Here is a 22059-nt window from a genome sequence, read left to right as displayed (position 1 = left end):
ATATCTGATAATTATTGGACACCACTTTTGAAGCGGTCAATTGAAATAAATGAAAAGCCTACTATGACAATACTAAATAACGCCAAAGGGATTAATACCCCATCGTAAGCCTGAGGAGTTGGTGCTATGAAGTATAGTCTAAGCAAACCTGCAGATAAGAGTAGTGATGCCACTCTTACACGCCATGTTGGTTCAATACAGACCATACAAATCAATCCATAAGCTGCTATACCACTAATGAACCATACTAGAGCTGTATTCATGATATGAGATACTAACTCTCGAGGTAAGTAATGGTGAAAGTAGGCGTTTAATGTCACATACTGCAGTAGGAAGATGGCCACTAGGAGGATTACGCCATAACCCAGCATCGTAATAGTTATCTTTCGTACCGAAAGAGGGAGATGTAAGGTCAGCTTTAATCGCTTTTGCATTACCTCGGGGACGTACTGTGCCAATGCCAAACAAATACTACAAACTAGTGGTATATACCGAATCATTTCAATGAATAAGATGTCTCTACTCAAAAGGATTTGGGCGAGATGGACAGGGCCTCGAAGTGTTATAAATCGCTCTACACTTAGTAGTCCGTAGAGGGTAAAGGTACAGCTAAGGATTAAAAGGGTCAGGAGTACCCACCTAGTCTTAATCCACTCTTTGTAAATAATTGCTTTTCTCATCATATCAATACTTACCTGTTAGTCCTATGAAAGCATCCTCGAGTGTCATATCCTCTTCCTTCAGATCATGAAAGCTAATCTGATGACGCGTCAAATACTCTCTTATGTAATCTTCATCTCTAAATGAGTGTATCTCTGCAGTAGAGAAAGCTACTGAGTGATAATAAAACTCTTCGTCCTCTGGCAAAGCTTTTAATGATGGATCTACTGAAAATGTATATCGCTTAAATCGCTGCATGAGCTCATCAATAGGCATCTGCAATAGGATCTTTCCATAATCCAATATGATGCAGTCGTCTATCAGCTTTTCCATATCTTGGATGATATGAGATGTTAGGAATACAGTCTTATTATGCTGTTTCGCATAATCGCGAAGATACTCGATAAAGAGTCTTCGGTAGCCAGGGTCTAGGCCTAACGAAAAGTCGTCCAATATCAGTAAGTCAGCATTCTGAGCAAGCAAGAGAGCTAGGACTACTTGGGAGCGTTGCCCACATGACATATTCGAAACCTTCTGATGAGGTGCAATCTTAAGCAAATCGATCAACTCATGATATATCTTCTGATCCCATTTAGGGTAGAATTTGGCATAGAATCTCTCTAGCTGTCTGACATTCATAAAGGCATACTGTACATGTCCCTCTATCAGCAAAGCGATACGTTGCTTAGTCAGAGGGTTCATCTGCCTGATTTCTTCTCCGAATAGGTAGCAGGAGCCATGGGCAGGCTTGAGGTAACCATTCAGGATGTTGATGGTTGTCGTTTTGCCTGTCCCGTTCTTGCCCAGCAGACCTAGAATTCGACCTTCTGGAACCTCAAAGCTAAGCCCTTCATAAATCAACCTCTGACCATAATAGTGGGTGAGGTTCTCACATTTTATAATCGGTTGCATATATTATTTTTTAAGAGAAGGCTTCACTCTTCTTTCAAAGTCATTTGTTGAATTATTAGTATCCATCAGATACTTTCGTCCATTTTCACCTTCAGACTGTATCTTGCGTCGAACGGCTAATCCTGCAGCTGTCTTGTCATTAAAGCTATCATTCCAACCTGTCCACCCTGAGTCCAATGAAGGGTCTGTAACTAGCCAAGCAAATCCTTTATCACCCTCAGGAATACTAAGGTTCACTGCATCTATAATCCAGGCATTTGGTACCTTGTATGCGGATCCCGACATCTCTTTGCTATAATCCTTGAAGGTAAATAGATAGGTATAGTCGTATTTGTATTTATCTAGGTACTCATCCTTATTCGTATCCATCTTAGCTATAGCTACCGCCTTTACACCCCTTTGGTGGAAACCATGAACCGTAGCTGTACTAGCATACCACTTATCAAGGTTTGGAACTTCTAGGTTGTCTTCATCTTGGAATTTAGGATTAGGTGACTCATCATACCATTCAAAGTTAGCTTGCGAAAGATCTACTGCATTAGGATTTATCTTGGTGTGATTTTGAGCATTGTTAGCAATGATCAAGGAAGCCCCTGGTGCCACTGGATGCTCTGATCCATTACCTGGAATTAGTGCAATTGCATCTATAGCAAAGGCCTCATTCATGATATTAGGTTTGTAATCCCATTTATTATTAGTGAGGAATGCTGATTCTACAATAGCAATACCATCCGCGTATAGCGTTTCGTTAGAGTTATTTGTAATCTTAATATACTGCTCTACGTAAGTGAAAGATTTACCTTCTGGGGTCAAGCTTGGACTGAAGTAAATCTCATCAATCACAAAGCCTGAAGAGGAGGGTTGGTAATTTGGTGTTAATTGTATTTGGTAGGCTGCATTTTCATTATGCTTTACCTCTATCTCCTCTTTTATCTCAATAGTCGTATTTGCATCAATGCCATCTTTATTCTTAAACTGTAGCTTAGCGATGATATGAGCTTTGTACATACCCTCTTTTAAGGTTATAGTGATCATTCTTGGACCAATTTCCGAAGGGTCTGCTTTAGTATTAGTACCGTTACTGATGTTAGTGAAGGTTGCCTCTGTTATGGATAGTTTTCCTTCAGGTACATCTATTGGGTTCTTCACTGTTATTTCTACCTTTTGCTCTCTAGTCACTATAGGAGCCTCTTTTTTAGAGCAAGAAGTTATGCCAAATGCTACAAAGAGCATTGTTAAAAGCACTGATTTGTACATTAAATGTTTCATAATCATATATTTATATTAGTTGTTTAATAAAGTTGCTGGGTTAGATATCTCGAAGTCTTCACTGGAATTATTAGTATCAATCAATACCTTTTTGTTTCCTTTCATTTCTGATTTACGAACGACCGATTGCATATAACGTTTGGATGAGTGAGATTCTTCAGCTACAAAGGCATATCCATTGTCTTGTGATGAACTGATAGGTAGCCATTGCCAATTATTTTTAGGGCAAAGATTAACGGCATCTAAGATTAACTCATTCGGTATCGCCACAGCTGTCTCTCCAGGGAATGAGCCATAGTTAACCCCGTCAACAATTATATCCTCCACGTAATCATATTTATAGTCTCCAATATGGGATATAAATTCATCAGATAGTCGTGCGATAGCATAAGTCTCATTACCATTATTACCCATAGACCACACCCCATTACCGTCATTTGAGTAAACCAAAGTCATATTGGGTGTTGCAGGGTTATTAGGGAATTCTCCAACTGTTGCCGCTTGCTCTGATAACCATTCAAAGTCTGCATCGAGTAGCGAAAATGATTGGGGATTGAACTCTGTATGATCAATAGCAGACTGACATAAGATCATGGATTCACCAGCTTTAACTGGATAATCTGTACCCTTCCCCTTAATTTGGTACGCTACCTTTACTGGGAACTTGTCGGGTAAAACGTCTGGTTGTAAGTTATGCTTCTTTTCATCAGCCGTAAAGTGTGAAACTAAGAGCGTTAACCCATCAGCATAAAGTGTCTGCTCTGAATTATTGGTGATGATAATATACTTATCATCATCATATTGATTTCCCTCTTTTGTGGTTGTTCCAGCGAAAAATATCTCTTCTATGAGAAATGTGCCACTCGTCTGAAATGAAGAGAACTGCAGAACCTTTATTACTTTTTCCTTACCTTCTAACGCAATGTTATCAACTAAATGCAAGGCTTCGTCCCTAACCATTTGGTGATGGTCTGTAAACCTAAACTGAGCTGTGAGTTCTATAGTATAGTTTCCCTCTGGTAGCTCACATACGGCTACGCCATGTTTCCAATTAAGTTCTACCTCTTGACCATCAGATCCTGTGATGATTCCTTTCAGCTCTTTTAGTTCTCCTTCCATACCCAGAGGAGCTTTGACTTCCACTTGTAGTGGCGTTTTTACACTGGGTTTATCAGTATTATTCGTATCACAAGCCCATAGCATTAGGAGCATTAGAAGGACTGTTATCGGTTTAAATCTATTCATGAAAATTTATTTATTAAAAGTTTATCTATTCTTAAAAAACTAACGTCACACCACCTGCTAATTGGTGGGCTATATTTTGAGGTGCTAAATGCACCATACGATATGCCATATTTAATTCCAACCCCATATTCTTGGAAACCTGAAAAAATATCTTTGGAGAAATTGTGCAATAGACCCTATCATGAGATAACTGGCTATAGCTCTCTTCAATGTGCTCCAATAATGACTGACGTATCAGAAGTTTGGGTAACACTAGAGAGCTATTTATATGCTGTATATATCCAAAGGACAAGTTGATGTCGGCCATGTTCTTATGCCACTTGATTCCCCAACCACCACTAATAGAATAGTCCAAGTTATGGTCATCCAGTTGCTTTTGAGGGTAAGCAATCGCTATTGAGCTCTTTTGATAGCTAATCTTAGGACTACAATGCCACCACCAAGACTCTAACTGCTGTTCGTAGTAACCCGTTACAGATGAGGTGACGATCTCCATGCCGAACATTGGTAGCCGAGCCTCAATCGGGTAACTCCCCCCTTTAGGATCACCTATAATATGACTTTTACCCTTGCGACGTTGATAGCTCCCATCAATATTGATCCCCCATCGCTGCTGTTCAGAAATGGTACTCCAGTATCCCGTATGAAGCACTCCTTTAGCTTCTTTATAGCTATTGATCGGTACATTATTGGCACTGGTTAGGATCCTTTCTAGTCCAGACATCTCAGCCTCTAGATCTAGATACAATCCATTCTTAGCTCTGGGAAGTAGGTTGATGCCCATTAAGAGCTTCTTACTACGGTAATCCATTTGGAGCTTACTTTCATTAAACCGCTCGAAGATATTTCCAAGCCCAGACAGAATGTATTGAGGATCAGCTCCTAGTTCATCATAGAATGTAAATCCCGCCCTCTGCTTGTAACTCTCGATCCCAAACTTAATACCCAGTAAGTACCTCTCAGTCAGGTTGAGCGATGCTCCTGTATTTATCATTAAGTCGGACGTGACAATACGAGGCCTTGGGTCGATGGTCCTGAATTGATGACCAGCTAAATACTCCATCTCTAAGCCCCAGCTTCCCCACGCATATTGCTGAGCGTAGCCACCAAGAAAGGCATACCGTTCGCACTTCATATCACCGACGTTGTCGTTTCCAATGATATACGGATAAAGCTTATCAACGTGAGCAGTACTATTCCATCTTACATTTTTTACGATGTCCTTATCGTAGGTGGCATATCCCCAAACCACCTTTTTATGACTCAGTCTCTTGTAGGCATCTGCTCCGATCGTAAATCCTTTGTAGCCATCTCCTTTGCTGGGCTCTAATGCCTTTGACTCATGTCTCCAATCGTAGGACACGCCAAATGTCGTTAGGTCTGTATCCACACTGTAATGCTTTAGAGAAGGGTTTTCGGTATAGGTTTTAACAAAGAGGTGATATAAATTATACCTCTCCTGTAGTCGTAAGGCTACGGGAATAGTATCCTCTGCTAGCTCTATGGCTCTCACTGTAAAAATGGATATCCATAGGGATATTGTTATAATGACGATTCGCTTCATAAATTATTCATCGGGTACAGGGGTACAATAACTGGTTCGGAGGGCTCAAGGATTAGATGATTTTCTAGATATCCTCTTAGACGAAGTCTCTCTTGATTATCTCCTTTCTTAATTAAAGCTACTCCATCAACATGAACGATATATAACCCCCGCATTAGGGGCAGTTGTATAGTAAGATCGTCTATAGAACCCTTGTGGATATCCTCATTAGTATTCACGTTGTGTAGGTCCAGAACAAAATTGACCTGCTCCACCTCTACTCCTTCTGGGAGGTGTAATTCAATCTGAGCATCCATCAATATCTTATCTGGCTCTATCAAAGAGTCACAGCTCATCATCATAAGCGTGATTAAGAAGATATTTACAATAGCCAATCTCTTTATCATACTCATAAGTTTATGTTTAGTTCCATTCCAAAGTATGGATATTGATTACGCCTAATGGTGTGTCCATTTCTCTCAAAGTCTGGGGTGTAGTCAAATATTTTATTCACAAAGAGAGCGATGCGGAGCTTATCATTTAATAAGTACTTTGTTGCTTTTAAGTTAGTCGTCATCATGAAAGGAACCACATACTTTTCAAACATACTGTCCGTTATATTCCGTTTCAGCCACTTGAGCTCAGCTGGCATGTTATCGGAGACCTCGTAGTTCCACTCCTTGCCATCAAGGTCAATATACCTAGTTGGATAAGCAGAAATGGGTAACCTCTGAGCTGAGGAGAACCAATTGCTCTGAAATGATAATGACACCCCTAGTCCAAGGTGAGGGATATATGTATCAGCCCGAAGATCTGTATTAAGTGTCTCCGAGATGAGCCCTTCTGTATCTTGATAAATCCCGATGAAAGGAATCTCCTTGTCACTAATAATCACATTGGGTTTCTCGTATTGAGGAAGGCTATTCTTATAAGTCGTCTTAAACCACGCTCCACTAAAGGTAAACCTAGTGTAGATGCTAGGGAATCGCGGAGTATGAAAAGTCCACTCTACACCTTCTTTTCTGGTTTCACTTCCATTATCTGTACGCTCTAATAGCAAATGCCGTTTTTGAGTAGAGTAGGGCAGGGTGTTAATATCTGGTTTTGATGTCAGTTCACCATGTGGCAGATGTGAGGCGTCATATTTTTTGTAATCAATGACCAATAACTCATCCATCGGACGAAAGCCATTACTCATGGTCTCATTGAAGTAAGTGACCGAACCACCAAAGTAGCCCCAGTCTAGGTCGAGTCGAACCTCTCTTTTAAGGTTTGAAGCTGGCTTTAATTGGTAATTTATGGGGTTGAAAATATAGGTGCGGATATTTACCAGTCGAAATTCAGGCCTATTGTGAAAGTAGTTGAGCTGTACATTATCGTAGTAAATCTTATCAGGGTACAGTTGTGTCATGGTAGGAAACATACTTAGGGTACCTATCCCAGCTATGAGCTCTGCACGAAGTGGCTGGTCCTTTATGTTTGCTATGATCCTAGAATACTTGGCATTAGCTCTGAAGTCCCAATACCATTTTCCACACATAGCATACGATTTCTCTAATCCTAGGAGTGAGTTAGCTGCCAAACCGATGGAGAGTGTCAGCATATCATCGCCGATAGCCAGATCACTCTTGTCCTCTAAAAAGAGTGAAAGCCTATTATTCGCCGGAATATCATCAAATGGACGTGGACGAGTAGGGGCATTGGAAAAAACAGGATGGTCTATATCATATATAGCACCCTTCCCATAATTTTTGCTGTAATTCCAGTTGCCTCCCCATATCAGATGATGATAACTCTTACCTATCTGAAATAGCGAGACCCCCTTTAGCCTAGCATAGAGATAGGTTGGCTTTCCCTCTACGATATGACGCCCCGTATAACTATACGGATAATATTTCCCCTCATGCTCTCCCTCCTCTTTTGCATCAGTGTAAGGGGTAGAATGTGGATGCTGAACAAACTTCACGATTTTAGTCCGCTCATCTGTATGAGAAAAGGAAAAATCTGCTAATACCTCAGAGAGCCAGCGATTTTGGCTATTCCTATATTGTAGTGATTGACTAATAGCGAACTGATTATACGATGCATTGTATGCATCCTCTTTCCCTTTATGGAGGTCGGGGTCCTGCTTATCATTATCGAAAGAACCTGTATAATCGAGATTGAAGTGATATTGTAGCTGATTAGATGACTTCCATCTGAATATCTTGCTTCCTCTTAAGGAAGCTATCACTCTCTTGTAGCTATTCTGTACATCACGAGGGTCGGCATAAGCTGAAAGATAACTCATAGACCCAGATATGTCAAAATCTTTCTCTGCCAGGTTGACGCCCTTACCTATATAGAAGAGTTGACTCCCCATATCAGCTTTGAATCGCCCCTCCAGCCTATCAAGTCCTTGTTTGCGTTTGATCTTAACCAACCCGCTAGTAAGGTTAGAGTATTCCACTGAAGGAATCCCTCGAATGATCTCGACGCTTTCAATATCATCAGTAGAAATCCCTCTCATATCGACCCCTCTATTAAGAAAAATCCTCGAAGTCTCCTTAAGATCCCATGCCCCTGAAATCTTTTGCATCCCAGCTTCATTTTGTATGGGTATTCCATCCATTATGAAGGCTACTCCCTGAGAATCTGTGGTATAATTTCTAGAAGAAACTCGCGGAAGCATATTGAAAGAACCTGTAATTGGGATATTTGCTTCTCGTAGTCGAATCTGGTTAGGTGTCGTTAATGACGGCGTGGACGTCAATCCTCCTGGCAGTAACTCCAGAAGATCAGCAAAGCTAGTTGGTTGAATATGCTGCATCGCATCTTTGCCTATCACAGATCCACTGGCGAGCCCTTTGCTTGATTTGGCTGTAACAACCACCTCCTCAAGCACATCTTTTTTATAATGTAGTAGCACTAACTTCTCCCCTTTTATAGGTAGGGTTAGCTTTTCATGATGTGTTTCTAATCCTACAAACCTTATTGTTAGCTGATAACTACCCAGTGGGACACCAGACAGCACACAGAGGCCTGACGCATCAGTCACACCCATTTTCTTTTTATCTTTCGACTGTAACTCCACTAGTGCCCCTTGTAGAGGAGCTTTATCACTATCCATAACTCTAAACTTCAATGTGTTTACACTATTTTGTGCCACCACATTCCCGATCATGAGTAAAGAGTATAGGATAAGTATAAGAAGATGTTTTGTGTACCACAAAGACTTCTCTCTCATTTCAATTTCATTATAATAAATACGCCGTCTGGGATTTGCTTGATGTTAAGTTGAATTTATTTCTTGCTTACTTTATATATCCATCATCTTCATAAAAAAGCTATCTCCCAACGGGGGTTTATACTCATTTCGTAAGCATTGCAAAGTTCGTACAATGCAGAAGCAACCACAATACCCATCACTAGGTAAATTCTTAGTCGTAAATACCAATTATAAGGGATGCAAGGCCTCACGAGATGATTATAAAGTAGAGTTTGGAAACAAGGTATTTGTTTGAAAGTCAACTTATTTAATGATGAGAAGATTAGCCCTTTTTGAAAGTATTAGCTTAAAATCAGTTGACAACCCAAACAAATAGATAATTCTTCAAGACTGATAATAACCTATGGTGATGCATCCCATTACTCTAAGTGCCTACGGACGTCACAAGCAACCACGCTTTAAGTATATTAGGATCAACGTATTACTCATCTTATTGAGGATTACAGATTTATCTTCCTCTAATAGGGAACGTCTATCAGAATGCATTGCTCTCAGTCACCTTCCAATTTTTTGACTCTGACTTATATTACAAATACATATGAAAAGGAATTACTCGCATTCAAACAAAATATAAGTGTCCATCTTCAATCCGTGAAAAATCATCGGAACAAAGATGGACGCCTATACTGCTTCCGGCAATACGCAATTTAGGGAAGGGTTATAATAATAGTGAACTTTTGAGAGTCCCGTTCAGTAATTTGAAAGAAAGGATTGATTCGAAAGCTTTTTAGCTTACTACTAGGTTACCTCTATGCTCTTACATCTGATATAGAAGTCGGACTTTTCTGTCGATCATATGGCAAGTGTTGGTAATGGTACTGCTATACGATGAAAATTCCACAAATGTTTGTCTTCGTTCTCTATCAGCTTAGTAAGAGGTGTGTCCTTGAATGGATTTTGTGGCTCTCCTTCTTTCGGATAAATGATAAGGCAAGGGATGTTTTCAGTTGGGGGCTCTTTGAATAAAAGACGATCGCGTGCATAAGCACTTAGTTGCCTTGCAATATCTACATCGATCTTTCCTCTCTCAAAGCGAGGGATATACTTAGTATCCATTATGATTTTTGGCTCATAACAAATAAAGTCAGGATACCCCGTATAGCCCCGTGATTGGTATTTTATCTTATCTCCATAAGCCTCTTTCAGTAAGCCAAAAACATAATGCTCATAAAGTAATGACATGTCCACCCAAAAAACAGGGCAATACTCTTCTGCTGGAGAATTGATATTTGTGATATTATAATCGTATCGTCGAAGTATCATTTGTGCAAGTCTTATCGCCTCATCGTACTCCTTAAAGATCTTATGATGTTTTATGCTTTTAACTTCCCATACTTCTATTCGGTCATCAACTCCATAAAAAGAGGATAAAAGCTGATTGACAGTATGCCGTAAAGGGATGAGGCTTTTACTTATCGCTGAATGGTGTAGAATTTGACGGGAAAAAAGCAACGCCTTTTTTAGTAATCGATTTTCAGGAATATTCTCAGAGTATTCCTGATACCTACAAAAGACCTTGTCATAACGTTTCCGCATGATATTGGTACGTTCGTTACGAGAGATATCAATACGCCCTTTGACCTTGTTAAGGTTATTCTCTCTTTCTACATAATCTTTCTTAAGCCCACGTTTTATTATCTCTTGGACAACAATCAGAAAATGCACGATTATCAAAGGACTCAACACACTATTTAGCTGTGGTGCCCTAATGCGAGGTTGTTCCATGTCAACTTCGTAAATTCGAGAGAATTCCTCTGCGGATATGCCGCTATTAAAACAAGTGCTGAACATATTCAAGAAATCTACTTTGTCACACCCATGCTTTGTCGTGACTACAAGGGGCATGGTTTTCTTTTCTTCATCGAACCACTGAGCTCCGATAACATATGATGCATAATATCCCGATGGACTTTCGACTACAGTGTCATCCTCCTCGCATCTTTCTATATCCAAAGGATTATGCCACTGCCATTGAAAGAACCATCTGTCTAGGCCTTGACTCTGAGCAGGCAAACGCATTCCGTCTTTCCAAATATGTTGAAAGTCGAAAGAATTATACGGGATTTTTTCGTGTTCCAGCATTACTCATTCATGCCTATTATAGGTGCTCTTCCTGTGTGAAGACACTCTGCATTCATCCACTTCTGAAAATATTCTTCATCGCCTTGCATACCTCTTAGGATACCATCCTTGATATACTCTTTTAGCAAAGGGACGACCTCATAACGCATCTTCATCTTAAGGGTGTCAATATCCTTAGCCATGAAATAGCTGTGTCCTACCTTCAAGTCCTCAAGCTCAAAGTCCGCAGCCTTATGCTTGGCAATAAAAGAATCCTTATCGTTTCTTGATTTTCCATTGATTTCTTCAAATAAAGCTAGTGCTATGTCACGAACCTCCTCATTAACCGACTCTCTAATAACATCAGCACTTGACTCCAAGGTAATAAAGGCAAAGCGACGGCGTATTGCATAGTCTATCGTACCTGTGGATCTATCCGTTGTATTCATTGTTCCAATGATGTATAGATTAGAGGGTACAGAGAAATCATCTTTGGAGTATGGTAACTTTAAACTTATATGATGATCTCCTCCACCACTACGCTTATCTGCTTCTAATAAAGTGATAAGTTCCCCAAATATTTTGGAGACATTACCTCTATTGATTTCGTCGATGATAAGGATGTAAGGCTTGTCAGATACTTGATTATCAATATGGTATTCTTTCTTCACAGCATTAATAAATGCTTTGGCGTATCGGTGCCAATTATTCTCTTTTCCTTCACCAATAGCTTGTAGTTTAATTTTTTCTATATTAAGTGGTGATGGGGTGTACTGCTCTCCCTTTTCACTCTTTGAGATTACACTACGAGTACTGATGGTATTATTCCCTTCTGTCCACCAAACATAGATCTCTGATTTGCCGGAAATCGTTGGGATGACTTTCTTGTTTTCAAATCCCTTAATAGATTCTAGATACTTATCAATACTAGAAATGATATCTACATCTTCTTTTGTTTGAGCCTTTTCACAGATGTTCTTAAAGATTCCACTTTCTACATTATATTCTACTGAATTCCCTATGATTTCTGGCTTCAAACCCTCAACAAAATCTTCATAGTCCATTGATTGATGAAATGTACAAAATGCTATTTGTCCAGCATCCTGTAAACGCTCATATTCTTTCATGACTTTTGCGTGGTTGTCAAAGTCTGAAAAGTCTTTATTACACATCCGAACAGCAATCGATGCAGTGGTATAGGTCTTACCAGTTCCAGGTGCCCCCTGCAAGATGATATTCTTTTTCTCTTTTAAGAGATGGATATAACTCTCCATCGTTTTATTATTTTCCATCATAGATATTAATTTATCAATGTACTCCCATTGTTCTGTCCGAGGACCACATGACTTCAATGTCCCCTGAGAAAATAAAGTTGGACGTGGTTGAGCCTCATCAGGAACAAACCCAAGTATTTTTACTTTTCTATAGTTTATATTTAGGAATTTCTCTTGCAATTCATGGCTTGTAAACGACTCGCTAATGATCTTACATAATGCGATGGCATGCTTCCCTTCTCGTACTAATATGATGGTCCCAATTGGGAGTTCTTTGAAATTCCGACATTGTGGGTCGTCCCATTCTCCTGTACCAATCACTGGATTTTCTCTTAAGAGCATATCTTTCGGATCGATTCTTATGCCGTCTTTCCCCTCTGGTAAGTGCATTTGAATATGCCATAGTTTCTCAGAGTGTTTATCCATATCTTATCAAAGTTAAATTAATACTACATGTTGTCCTATGTGAACGATATTGGAAAAAGAAGAAAGGGTTGGCTTAGTAATAAGAAAAACTAACAGTCATAATAGCTTTTACACACAACCCTCTTCATCGCAAATATAATCCTTTTAGTACAAGTTATCCCATTATTATCAAGATAAATGATTCAAGTTTTCACAAGGAAGCGAGATTTTAGAAATTATATTCATTCATTTCAACAAATGTACGCCCCTGATGCGAATACTGCAAAAACTTCCTTTTAAGTATTGAAAGGAAGTTTTATAAATTAGAAAAAAACGAAATGAATTTCGCCTTTAGGAGTACCTATGAAGGATGTAATATAACTTTAATGATAACTCATGTATTACTGTAAATGGATGAGCTAAAATGATGTGAATTAAAGATGTTTGTCCAATCAACATTATGTTATCTTTAATTTTATGTTGTATCACACGGTTACTAAATCACATTTGTTTTGAATAGGCTAAAAGTATGTTGTTATAATAGTGATTAAACGAAATGTTTGATGTCAACTTCTTAATCGGAATACTGCGGTAATTCTTCATATAAGAAACGTTTCTCCATCTCATAGGAAAAAAATATTTTTCCTATGAGATGGATTTTTCTTTCCTATGTATAATCGCCGAAACGAAACGGCTCTCAAAGACAAAACGAAATGGCTCTCTATGTTGTATAGAAAATGGAGAGGATGAAAAACGAAACGGCTCATTTGATTGTGACGCACACGTACATTTATAATATTATTCGGGTGCCTCTCTGGTGGTGGTCGAGCGGCGAACGAACGAAAAAGCCCGGGCTACCGAAATAGCCCGGGCTTCCTCATTTGTCACTTAATAGCGACTACTTCAACTCCTCCCCTTCGGCTTCAGCCACATTGCCGAGCCAATCTACCAAGTCGTACAGTAGTCTGAGTTCGTCAATATCCTTCGTAGTCGGTATTACCCCTGTACTCTCATTATAATAGAGATAGTTAATCGTCAGTCGCAGACATGCATTGGATAAGCTCCGATACATATTAGTAGCCGAATCCCACGAGAATAAGTCATCCAAGAACCTCATTCGAGCATCCTGTACTGCTTTTCCAGCACGCATCATAAGCACACCTCCTCTCCACTTGGGAGTGACTGCATCATCTCGGCTTCGAGCTGTCGAATCTCAGCCCTCTTCCCTATGAGCTGTGCGATGCGAGGGCTACAATAGTTACGACCTGCGAGTTGAAAGAAGTCATTGGGGTACCGCTTCTTATAGTCGTTTGCGGTGCCACTCATACGAGAATACCCCACAGCGCTCAGCACATCACGGAAGTAGTACCCTTGCTTACCCTCTGAAGTGATCACCATCGGCACGTCCTTAAAGGCCTTCGGCTCGAGATAGGTTACACCATCAAGGAGAAGTTGCTTGATACGGTCATTACACCAAATAGCAAACAGTGGGGACAACCATCTTGCAAATTCAAGTGCTACATCTTCGTGCATCCATGTACCAACACCATTAACTGTTTCGATTAACCTATCCGATTTTCGGATAGCTGAGAGCTGAGAAATGAATTCTTGAGTAGATGGAAGTTCAAGCCATTTGGCTGGTCTTTTTCCAAAAGGTCGTGCCATTTGGGTTGCGTTGATCATAAGGTCGTCGCCCTTAGCAAAGGTGATGTTGTTGCCTTCGTAGGCAAAGATGTTGGTCGATTTCTGTACCATAATTGTAAGTAATAAAAAGCGGTCGCCTTTCCTGCTGCTAACAATCCAAGAGATTTGTTTGTGGGGCATTAACCTACCACGCAGGGGTACGACCGCAGTTTTATTTTTCCAAGTGAGCGGATATAAAAATAGCCCTCGTTTATGTGTCGAGAGCTTCCGCCCTCTTAGATTGTTAGCACGACAAATATACAGAAATTATTGGAACTGCAAAAGATTATATCAGGAGATACAACACAATGATGGGGGCGAATCCGCAACTATTGACGGATTTATCTAACTATATACGCGGATTAGTGTATATTTGTAAAAGAATCAATTAATTATAAAAACTAAAATAATATGAAAAAGGTATTAGTGATGATGCTGGCAGTAGTGGCATTGCTTACAGCGTGTAACGGGGACAAAAAGCCGAAGGTGCTCAAGGATGGTGCTTTCGTTTATGTTAACATTAAAAATGATGGTATGAGGGTAATTGAGGATAATACAATCCCCACCGTGGAGGGGGATCAGTTCAAGCGTTTGACGCCGAAGGAGGTCGTGGAGAAGGCACTAATGTTTTATTTTTACGATCCAATCTATAAACGTGAAACAAACATTGGAGTCGGCGATGAACAAAGAGATATCGCTAACGCCAGGATAAAGATGTGGGGAGAAATGATCATCTCAGAGGATGGCTCTCTTAACGAGGGATTCCTCGACTGGCGAGATGTGCGTATCCTTATCCCAATCGTAGAGGGTGACGTAGGGGCGTACATCCCTAACGCAGTGATGAAGGAAGCAAGCGAGGGAATTCGCAAGGCTTACAAGGCGGGGGATTACGATGAAGTGTATAGGCTCTTCAAGGAGGCCTTTACTGCCATCCCTATCACCAAAGCGGAGTGGGAGGCATTAAAAGCGGAGGGAAAGCAATAAGATAACTTTCCAACAGAGAAAAGGAGAGGGAGGAGTGACTATACTGGTCGCTCCTCCCTCTTTCTCTTAGTCAGCTTGGTAGGCTACGTAGGATAGCCCATTTCGTGTTTTATTGTCTCCATTGGTGATTATGCCCACCGTAAAGCTATATGCCGAGACACTATAGACTCGTGTCGTAAGAGACCATCCGCCATTGTTTCCTGTCTCTCCTGAGACCTGCACGACCGGCACGTATCGGCTGTGTGGGATGGAGTGGTAGACAGTGTAGAGCTTACTATTATAAGAATAGACTGTACTACCATAGCTCTGCCCTGACCTATTCTTATACTTCCCGAAGCCCTTCAGCTCTTTGCCATTCTCATCAAACATGGCACCAGCGAGGACGGCACCGCTGCCTTTCCACTCGTCAGCTTCTATTGCATTTGCTTTTATAACACCTTGCACGAGGACATCCCCCACTATTTTCACCACCCAGTTGCTTAAGTAGTTGAATAGTATCTGCCTTTGTCGTCCAAAGAAAAACGCTACACGGTCTTTCGCTAGTGCCACAAAGGGTTTTGAGAGGTCGTAAGGGACGAACTCTTTACCCGCATTTGTATATGCTCGATAAGAACTTCCTCCGTCGCTTGCAGAGCCATTCACCACAAGATAAACCCTCCATTTGTACCCTTTTACCATTACATTTGCTGGAATGCGCATATATACTTTCTTCGTCTGGGTCTGCACATCTTGGATATCCTCGAGGGGTAAGATTTCCGTGTATGAGACAGAGCCTCCCTTGGCGTGTGCACTTGCTGTAACTTTCGTGCTTGTGTCGCTCCATACGACGACTCCAGATTTATTGTACACTTTGACTTCCACATGAGCAGTGCTATTCGCCCAGGCAGGCAGATAGTTAATTATTCTGTCTCCTCGGTCACTTCCTAGCTCATAAGCAGAACGGGCTGACATAATCGATAGTCCTCCGGAGTTAAGATTTTCCCGAATTGCGACTGCCACCGCGGTAGCGGTTAATTCGAACTCATGCCTTATCTCTCTGTTGCTTTCGACACTCTCATATTCTTTCCCAATAAGGAACTCGCCACTCTTGTTTTCAGCTCGTACAGACGGCATCGGGAACTCTTTAATCACTGTACTCTGATCGTTCATGTAGCTTTCGCTGGGGGCAGTTCCACCAAACTTCAGATACTCGTGATTTTTTCCAGACGACTGATCTATAAATTTCACGACATCCTCATCTTCGGTATTGACATACATGTCGCCGAATCGAGCTGTTCCGTCGTGGTTGATTACCACTCGGGAGGTGTGGTTCTCTTGCTTATAGTTCTTGATCCCTGCTTCGAAAGCGACACCGCCCCCCTCGTTGTAGCCTGAGATGGCGGTTGTGATCCCGCCACTCACGTTACTCATGAGGATGGATTTAGTGAGGATGAGACCGCCAGCGATGGTGGTCTCGCCGTGCTGGAGGGCGTCGGTGAGGTAGCGGATGTCATCGAACTTGCTGGCATCAAGTTTGCCCTCCTTCAGTTGCTTAGTGATGGTCTCGAGTGTCTCAATAAGCGTATTTGCGTTGGAAAGCCCAGCGTTGATCTCTTGTACCTCCGCTTTGAGATTGCTCCATTCGCCCCACGCACTATCATCAGCACTACCGACACGATACAACTCCTGACCGCTGTTAAGAGTCGCTTTCTGCGTCACTCGTCCGCCACTTGAATTACTCCAATTGACTGTCGTCTCAAGCGTGCAATACGAGCCATCCCTCCAGACCTTCGGAATTTCAATAACACCTTGAAACTTAAACTCCTTGACGGTGGTATAGCGGTAATTCTTACGATACCAATTTGGCGGTTGGTTCGTATCTCTGGTGTCCACTATTGCACCTATCCTATCGCTTATCGCCTTTTCTGCGTCCTTGAGTGCGCTCTGGAATGCTTGTAGCTTGGTGTTAAAGTCTGCGTAAGCTTTGTCTACCGCGGACTTCTCGGCGGGGGTACTCTTTCCGTCTGCTATCGCTGTGGTGATTGCTGACAGCAGAGCGTCTTTTGCCCCTGCGAGGCTTATCTTAGTGTTCTCTAACGTCGTCTTTGATGTGCCAACCAGCGCTGGATTTGCGAATACTTTGGAGTACTCGCCGAACGCACGTGACCACGCTTCATTGACCCCGTTCTTCAGCTTCTCGATGCTGATGGCTTCCGCTTTACTTATTATGCCGTCCGCAAACGCTCCGTCTGTGTAGGTCTTTAGGTCGGTGGTCGCCTTGACAGCACCCTTAAGCTCCGATTCTAGATTCGTTCCAGGAACTTCTGTGATGGTGTGGTACATTGATATGTCATCAGTGACGGTTATGCTCCACCCATCCTTGTAGCTATCAGGCGGAGTAGAGTACCCGACGATGCTGTCTCTTACCGCTACCTTAGGATAGCCCCACTTTGTGTTTGCTAATCCAATTATAAACACGAGTGCTCCTGTTATGTCGGCAGCTGTTCTCGCCACCTGAACCTTTGGAATGTTCACGCTCCCACGCTGGACGAACGAGAGTGTATTCCAGCCCGTTGCGTTGACTATATATGCAGATATATCCAGCTCGAATGAGCCGATGCCAATGTTCGAACCCACGTAATTGAAGCCATCAATAATCGTCCTTGTCATTCGTCTGGGCTGAATTGGCGATGTTATCACCATATAACCAGTTAAGTATTCATTCTTCGAATAACCTGCTACATTCTTGAATCTCTTTGTATTTGCGTCAATGACCTCCACGGATGCCTTAAGGTCGGTGTATGATTTGGCTTCGCTCAGGGCTTTTTCATAGGCTGATTTTGCTTCTGCTATCGCTTTCTTCTCCGCCTCTGTAACCACCCCGTCTGCGTATGCCTTTGCATTAGTCTCCGCCAGATTAGCCTTTGCTTGAGCGACGGCTATTGCTCTCTTCTCTGCTTCAGTCAGGACCCCGTCCGCATAGGCCTCCTGCTGTTTTTTCAGGAGTTCATCCTGTGCTAAAGCATAAGCCTTGGCTGTCTCTACTGCTTTCTTTACTGCATCAATCCTTGCTTGCTCTTCTGCTGTAATCTTCCCATCAGCATTAGCGATGGCTTGCTCCTCTGCGAGCTTGGCTTGTGCATTGGCATAAGCTTCCCATGCTGCCTTGCTGGCAGCTTCACTCTCCCTGAGCTGTGTTGCACCGATGTACCGTACTTTGTCAACCCAGTGGCTTTCAATAAACACACTACTTCCCTGCTTGGCAAATAGCATCGTACCAGCCTCGTACGAAATCCCATTCACCACTTGCGATGACTCCATTACCCACGTATCGCCCTCCTCGTACTTTGTAGGCTTCACAAGGAATGTGGTACTCTTGCCGTCGGCCACGGTCTTCGCCTTACTCGCCATAGCTAGAGCTTGTGAGATGAGCGTATCGGCAATCTCTACCCATGTGAAGTTCGTTGTGTACCTCCAGCTCTTACCCATATACTGACCAGAGGTATCTGTGGATGTATATGTATCACCTATATGCCTAGTCCTGATAGCGTCCGTAATCCATTCGCTCTCAGGTAGCTTTGTTGTACTCGGAGACCCCGGATAGAACCAGTTCGACACCTCGCCATCTACTTGCTCTTGTAGATTATCAAGGGTGAGATTAACCTTATTGATAAGTTCAGTTAGTGTGGACGTGTCAGAGGTAGTGCTGTCTTTTAATGACTGCAGGAGCTCTTCTAGCTCTACCCTCGCCTGCCTCGCTTCCTCTTCTGCCTTAAGCCTCGCTTCCCGCTCTATTCTTATCGCTTCCTCTCTGGCTCGCTGTTCTTCATCTACTTTCGCTTCCTGCTCCGCGATGGCATCACCAACATTCTCTTTCGCCCCAGTATCTGGACGCTTAAAAGAGATGCTATCGGAGTAAATCTCGCCAGTCTCGAGGTTAATGGTCATAGCACTATTGGAGCTCGAGATGCTATTTAGGACCATTTGACCTGGGCTCAAAAGGCTATATCCGTAGAGTTTGTTGTACGCACGATCGCCATCCACGATGCTGGAGAGCGTGCCGATGAGCAGGTGGTAACTCAGCGGATCGCTCTCAAAGTCTATCGGGTCAGCGGACAAGAGGTAGTTACCTGTTTGTCCATCCTTTACCACCTTGGCATAGATGTAATAGCTGGCGAAATCATCAGTAAGTGCTGGCGAGATGTACTCTGGAATTGACCAGTACCGATAATCAGTAGCTGGTCGATTGGCCGTCAAATCACTAATGCCGATGGTCTGATGGCGAATGATGCCTTTACTGATGACTACTCGCTTGGTGCTGGGGTCATAATTGACCACAAAAGGAGCTGCCTCCATCGAGTTGATCGCTTGCACAAAACTAAACTGTGTTGCCTGACTCCCCATGAGGATGGCCATGGTCTCCACGACGCTCGGTTTTATCCTCGCCGTAAAGCCCTCCAGCCCTTCAATAGCCTTTTCGACCATCCCGATGAACTCCAGCGCCTGCTGGTAGTCCTGTCGCTGCGAGCGTTGCTGTGCCCTCCGCTCTCGCTCGGCTATCACCTTGTCTGCTTCGAGCTTGGAGAGGGCGTTACTCACACTGAGTGCAGCTGGTGCATTGGAGAGGGTGAGCTGTGGAGCGTAGGGCTTGTCGAGGAGTGTGCGGACACCCGTCACTCGGATGACAGATCCCTCGGGGTGATACTGCGGGTCGCTAAAAAGTAAATGCCCACCTGGCTGCATATACCCACCGATGCGTAGCCACTCCTTCTTCGCCCAGATGGGATCTACCTCCCCAGAAAAGATATAGGGAGGATTAATGACCGTATCGAAGTATCGTACTGCCTCCTCGAAGAGCCTTTGAGAAGCGTTCGAGAGGTATTCGGCAGGGAGCGTAATATTAAAGATAGCGTACTTGTCGCCTGACTTGGGGACAAAGTTGCCCCCAGGCATCATAAATCCATCCTGCTCCTCGCTCACGAGCTTAAACTTTCGCTCGGAGTGGATATAGCCAGTGAGTTTGTCTTTCGTTTGCACAAGGGCAAACTCCCGTCCTGTGAGTGCTCCCGTCTGAAAGACCACCACCGCTTTTTCGCCTTTGATACGGTAGTCGTTAAAATTCAAGCTCTCAGGGATAGAGGTGTCGGTAAAGTCGTATCCATCTGCCTCCTCAATGACCTCAGACACTGTACCCTCCCGCATCGGATATACGGCGGATCCATCGTAGCTATCCTCCGCAGTGCCGACAGCCTGATCACAGGTGATGTACATGCCATGCGCATCCGTATGATATGTACGACCATTGTACTGTAGCGTTGCAGATTTAGGTAGGAGGAGCACCTGAGCTCCGTAGCTGGAGTAGTCAATATTCCGTGTGCCACCCTCGACATAGAGTTTGCCGATCGCCGACTTTTTACCGTCATTGTGTCGCCCAGTGCCAGGGCGGAAACCCTTACCATTGCCGTAGCTCATCGGTAGAGGGTTATCCTCCATGATGCTTACCTTGCCGAGCGATACCGTCTTATTGTCGACGCTAAACTCAGTATTAAACACCTCCGCCACTCTAGAGATGGCCCCGAGGCAGTACTCATGACTAAAGGCGAGTGTCTGTTCGGTCGCCTCGATCACATTGCCAACACTCCACCCACCGCCGTAGTGCTCATTGAGTGAGTCCACGATACAGCGGATATAGTCAATGGGTTTAGCCGTGATGGCAAACTTAACACGATAAGGCACTCCACCCGAGATATCCTTGATGAGACAGGAGGCGAGGAGCTCCTCCTCACCGTGGAAAAGCAGGGTGTAATCAAACTCCTTGCTGTGTTGCTTTTTGATGCTCGCGGGGTATAGCAATGTATAGCGACGTGCCTCATACTCCACATAAGAGTTAAGAGGGATATCAATAGGCTTATCAGATTTAACCACCAACTGGAGGGTGCTGCCACCCATGATCGAGCGATCGCAGTAGCTCCCCTCGAGGTTGGCCACATCAATAATCTTAGTTCCTTGTGCGTTGTATATAGTTATCATATCAATTGTAGATTAAGCGTAAATGAGATAACTGGTTGCTGGCTCACCTGCTTAGGTGTCGAGCATGAGAGGTAGCGAGCCTTAAGAGTTGTGCCCATGTCCGTAGATAGAGATAACTCCCCTTGCAGAGCATCCCAGAGAGCTGCACGATTAGCCCACAGCACCGACCAAGATGATGCGAACATCGTACACATTAGTTGTGCCTCTCTCATATCTCGCACGAGCGTCAATGCCTTAAAATCATCAGGTGTATAGAGCGCATGTGTCTCGTTGATGACCATTCCAAATTGAGATAGTGAGACACCTCCAATTTTGTATCTTGATCTAAAAACTACAGGCTCCACATCTGACGTTATCTGAGTCTTAGGCAAGTCGTCCAGCTCATAGCGATAGGCTATTTCCATGATATGATCACCCTTGGCCAGCACCTTGCAGTTGTCCGCATTAGCCTTGCGGAGGGTAAAGGTACGCCCCCAGCCGTGGGGCGTTAGCTTAATGCTCTCTGCCTTGTGGTATTGCTCGAGAGCCGACCGAGCGGCGAGCGAAGTAACCACGTAACGCACCACCACCTCGGGGTGCTGGAGCTGGACGGTGGTAAAGTCCACCTGTAAGCCCTCCACCTCCTGCCAGTCATTGACCTCCGCATCGGAGAGATTAGGGAGCGTAAAGAGTTCCTCCGCGCCATGACGTGCGAGGTAGATGCCTTGTGCATTAATGTCTATATTGTTGATCAGTGTCGCCATCAC

14 protein-coding genes are annotated in these 22059 nt (G+C 43.1%); 1 reads left to right on the top strand and 13 read right to left on the bottom strand.

Features of this window, described 5'->3' with window-relative positions; translation table 11 throughout:
- Nucleotides 1-11: 11 nt before the first annotated feature.
- The 11 genes from QYZ87_01310 to QYZ87_01260 all read right to left on the bottom strand — a co-directional run bounded on the left by QYZ87_01310 (nt 12) and on the right by QYZ87_01260 (nt 14392).
- On the bottom strand, nt 12-683 hold the full coding sequence (locus QYZ87_01310; GenBank protein MDN4753177.1) for a hypothetical protein: 672 nt from the start codon (nt 681-683) through the stop codon (nt 12-14).
- A 1-nt stretch (nt 684) separates the two neighbouring features.
- Complete coding sequence (locus tag QYZ87_01305) at nt 685-1572, bottom strand: ABC transporter ATP-binding protein (GenBank protein MDN4753176.1); 888 nt, start codon at nt 1570-1572, stop codon at nt 685-687.
- Between the two features lie 3 nt (nt 1573-1575).
- Complete coding sequence (locus QYZ87_01300) at nt 1576-2841, bottom strand: DUF4876 domain-containing protein (GenBank protein ID MDN4753175.1); 1266 nt, start codon at nt 2839-2841, stop codon at nt 1576-1578.
- A gap of 15 nt (nt 2842-2856) precedes the next feature.
- Nucleotides 2857-4086 carry a DUF4876 domain-containing protein gene (locus tag QYZ87_01295; protein MDN4753174.1) on the bottom strand — a complete coding sequence of 410 codons (1230 nt, stop codon included), beginning with the start codon at nt 4084-4086 and terminating at the stop codon, nt 2857-2859.
- A 31-nt stretch (nt 4087-4117) separates the two neighbouring features.
- On the bottom strand, nt 4118-5650 hold the full coding sequence (locus tag QYZ87_01290; protein MDN4753173.1) for a hypothetical protein: 1533 nt from the start codon (nt 5648-5650) through the stop codon (nt 4118-4120).
- Nucleotides 5647-6036, bottom strand: coding sequence for a hypothetical protein (locus QYZ87_01285; GenBank protein MDN4753172.1), 390 nt, complete (start codon nt 6034-6036; stop codon nt 5647-5649). The genes QYZ87_01290 and QYZ87_01285 overlap by 4 nt, the downstream gene beginning before the upstream one ends.
- A gap of 2 nt (nt 6037-6038) precedes the next feature.
- Complete coding sequence (locus QYZ87_01280) at nt 6039-8738, bottom strand: TonB-dependent receptor (protein ID MDN4753171.1); 2700 nt, start codon at nt 8736-8738, stop codon at nt 6039-6041.
- A gap of 951 nt (nt 8739-9689) precedes the next feature.
- The gene (locus QYZ87_01275; GenBank protein MDN4753170.1) at nt 9690-10979 is read right to left on the bottom strand and encodes a restriction endonuclease; all 1290 of its coding nucleotides are present in this window, start codon (nt 10977-10979) and stop codon (nt 9690-9692) included.
- Nucleotides 10979-12658, bottom strand: a complete 1680-nt coding sequence (locus tag QYZ87_01270; GenBank protein MDN4753169.1) for an AAA family ATPase — start codon at nt 12656-12658, stop codon at nt 10979-10981. The genes QYZ87_01275 and QYZ87_01270 overlap by 1 nt, the downstream gene beginning before the upstream one ends.
- Before the next feature lie 877 nt (nt 12659-13535).
- On the bottom strand, nt 13536-13790 hold the full coding sequence (locus tag QYZ87_01265; protein MDN4753168.1) for a hypothetical protein: 255 nt from the start codon (nt 13788-13790) through the stop codon (nt 13536-13538).
- On the bottom strand, nt 13787-14392 hold the full coding sequence (locus QYZ87_01260) for a KilA-N domain-containing protein (protein ID MDN4753167.1): 606 nt from the start codon (nt 14390-14392) through the stop codon (nt 13787-13789). Before QYZ87_01260 ends, QYZ87_01265 begins: the two co-directional genes overlap by 4 nt.
- Nucleotides 14393-14731: 339 nt before the next feature.
- Between QYZ87_01260 and QYZ87_01255 the strand changes: the two genes are divergently transcribed.
- Entirely contained in the window at nt 14732-15304 is a 573-nt protein-coding gene (locus tag QYZ87_01255; GenBank protein ID MDN4753166.1) for a hypothetical protein, read from the top strand.
- A 66-nt stretch (nt 15305-15370) separates the two neighbouring features.
- Here the strand turns inward: QYZ87_01255 and QYZ87_01250 are convergent, their stop codons facing one another.
- Nucleotides 15371-21313: a hypothetical protein gene (locus tag QYZ87_01250; GenBank protein ID MDN4753165.1), complete on the bottom strand. Its 5943-nt coding sequence runs from the start codon at nt 21311-21313 to the stop codon at nt 15371-15373.
- Nucleotides 21310-22056 (bottom strand): hypothetical protein, encoded by a 747-nt coding sequence (locus tag QYZ87_01245; protein MDN4753164.1) that lies wholly within the window; start codon nt 22054-22056, stop codon nt 21310-21312. Before QYZ87_01245 ends, QYZ87_01250 begins: the two co-directional genes overlap by 4 nt.
- Nucleotides 22057-22059 lie beyond the last annotated feature (3 nt).

The sequence above is a fragment of the Porphyromonadaceae bacterium W3.11 genome (assembly GCA_030434245.1).
Classification (GTDB): domain Bacteria; phylum Bacteroidota; class Bacteroidia; order Bacteroidales; family Porphyromonadaceae; genus Porphyromonas_A.
The sequence above is the reverse complement of the archived record's forward strand: the minus strand, read 5'-3'. Positions and strand labels throughout refer to the sequence as shown.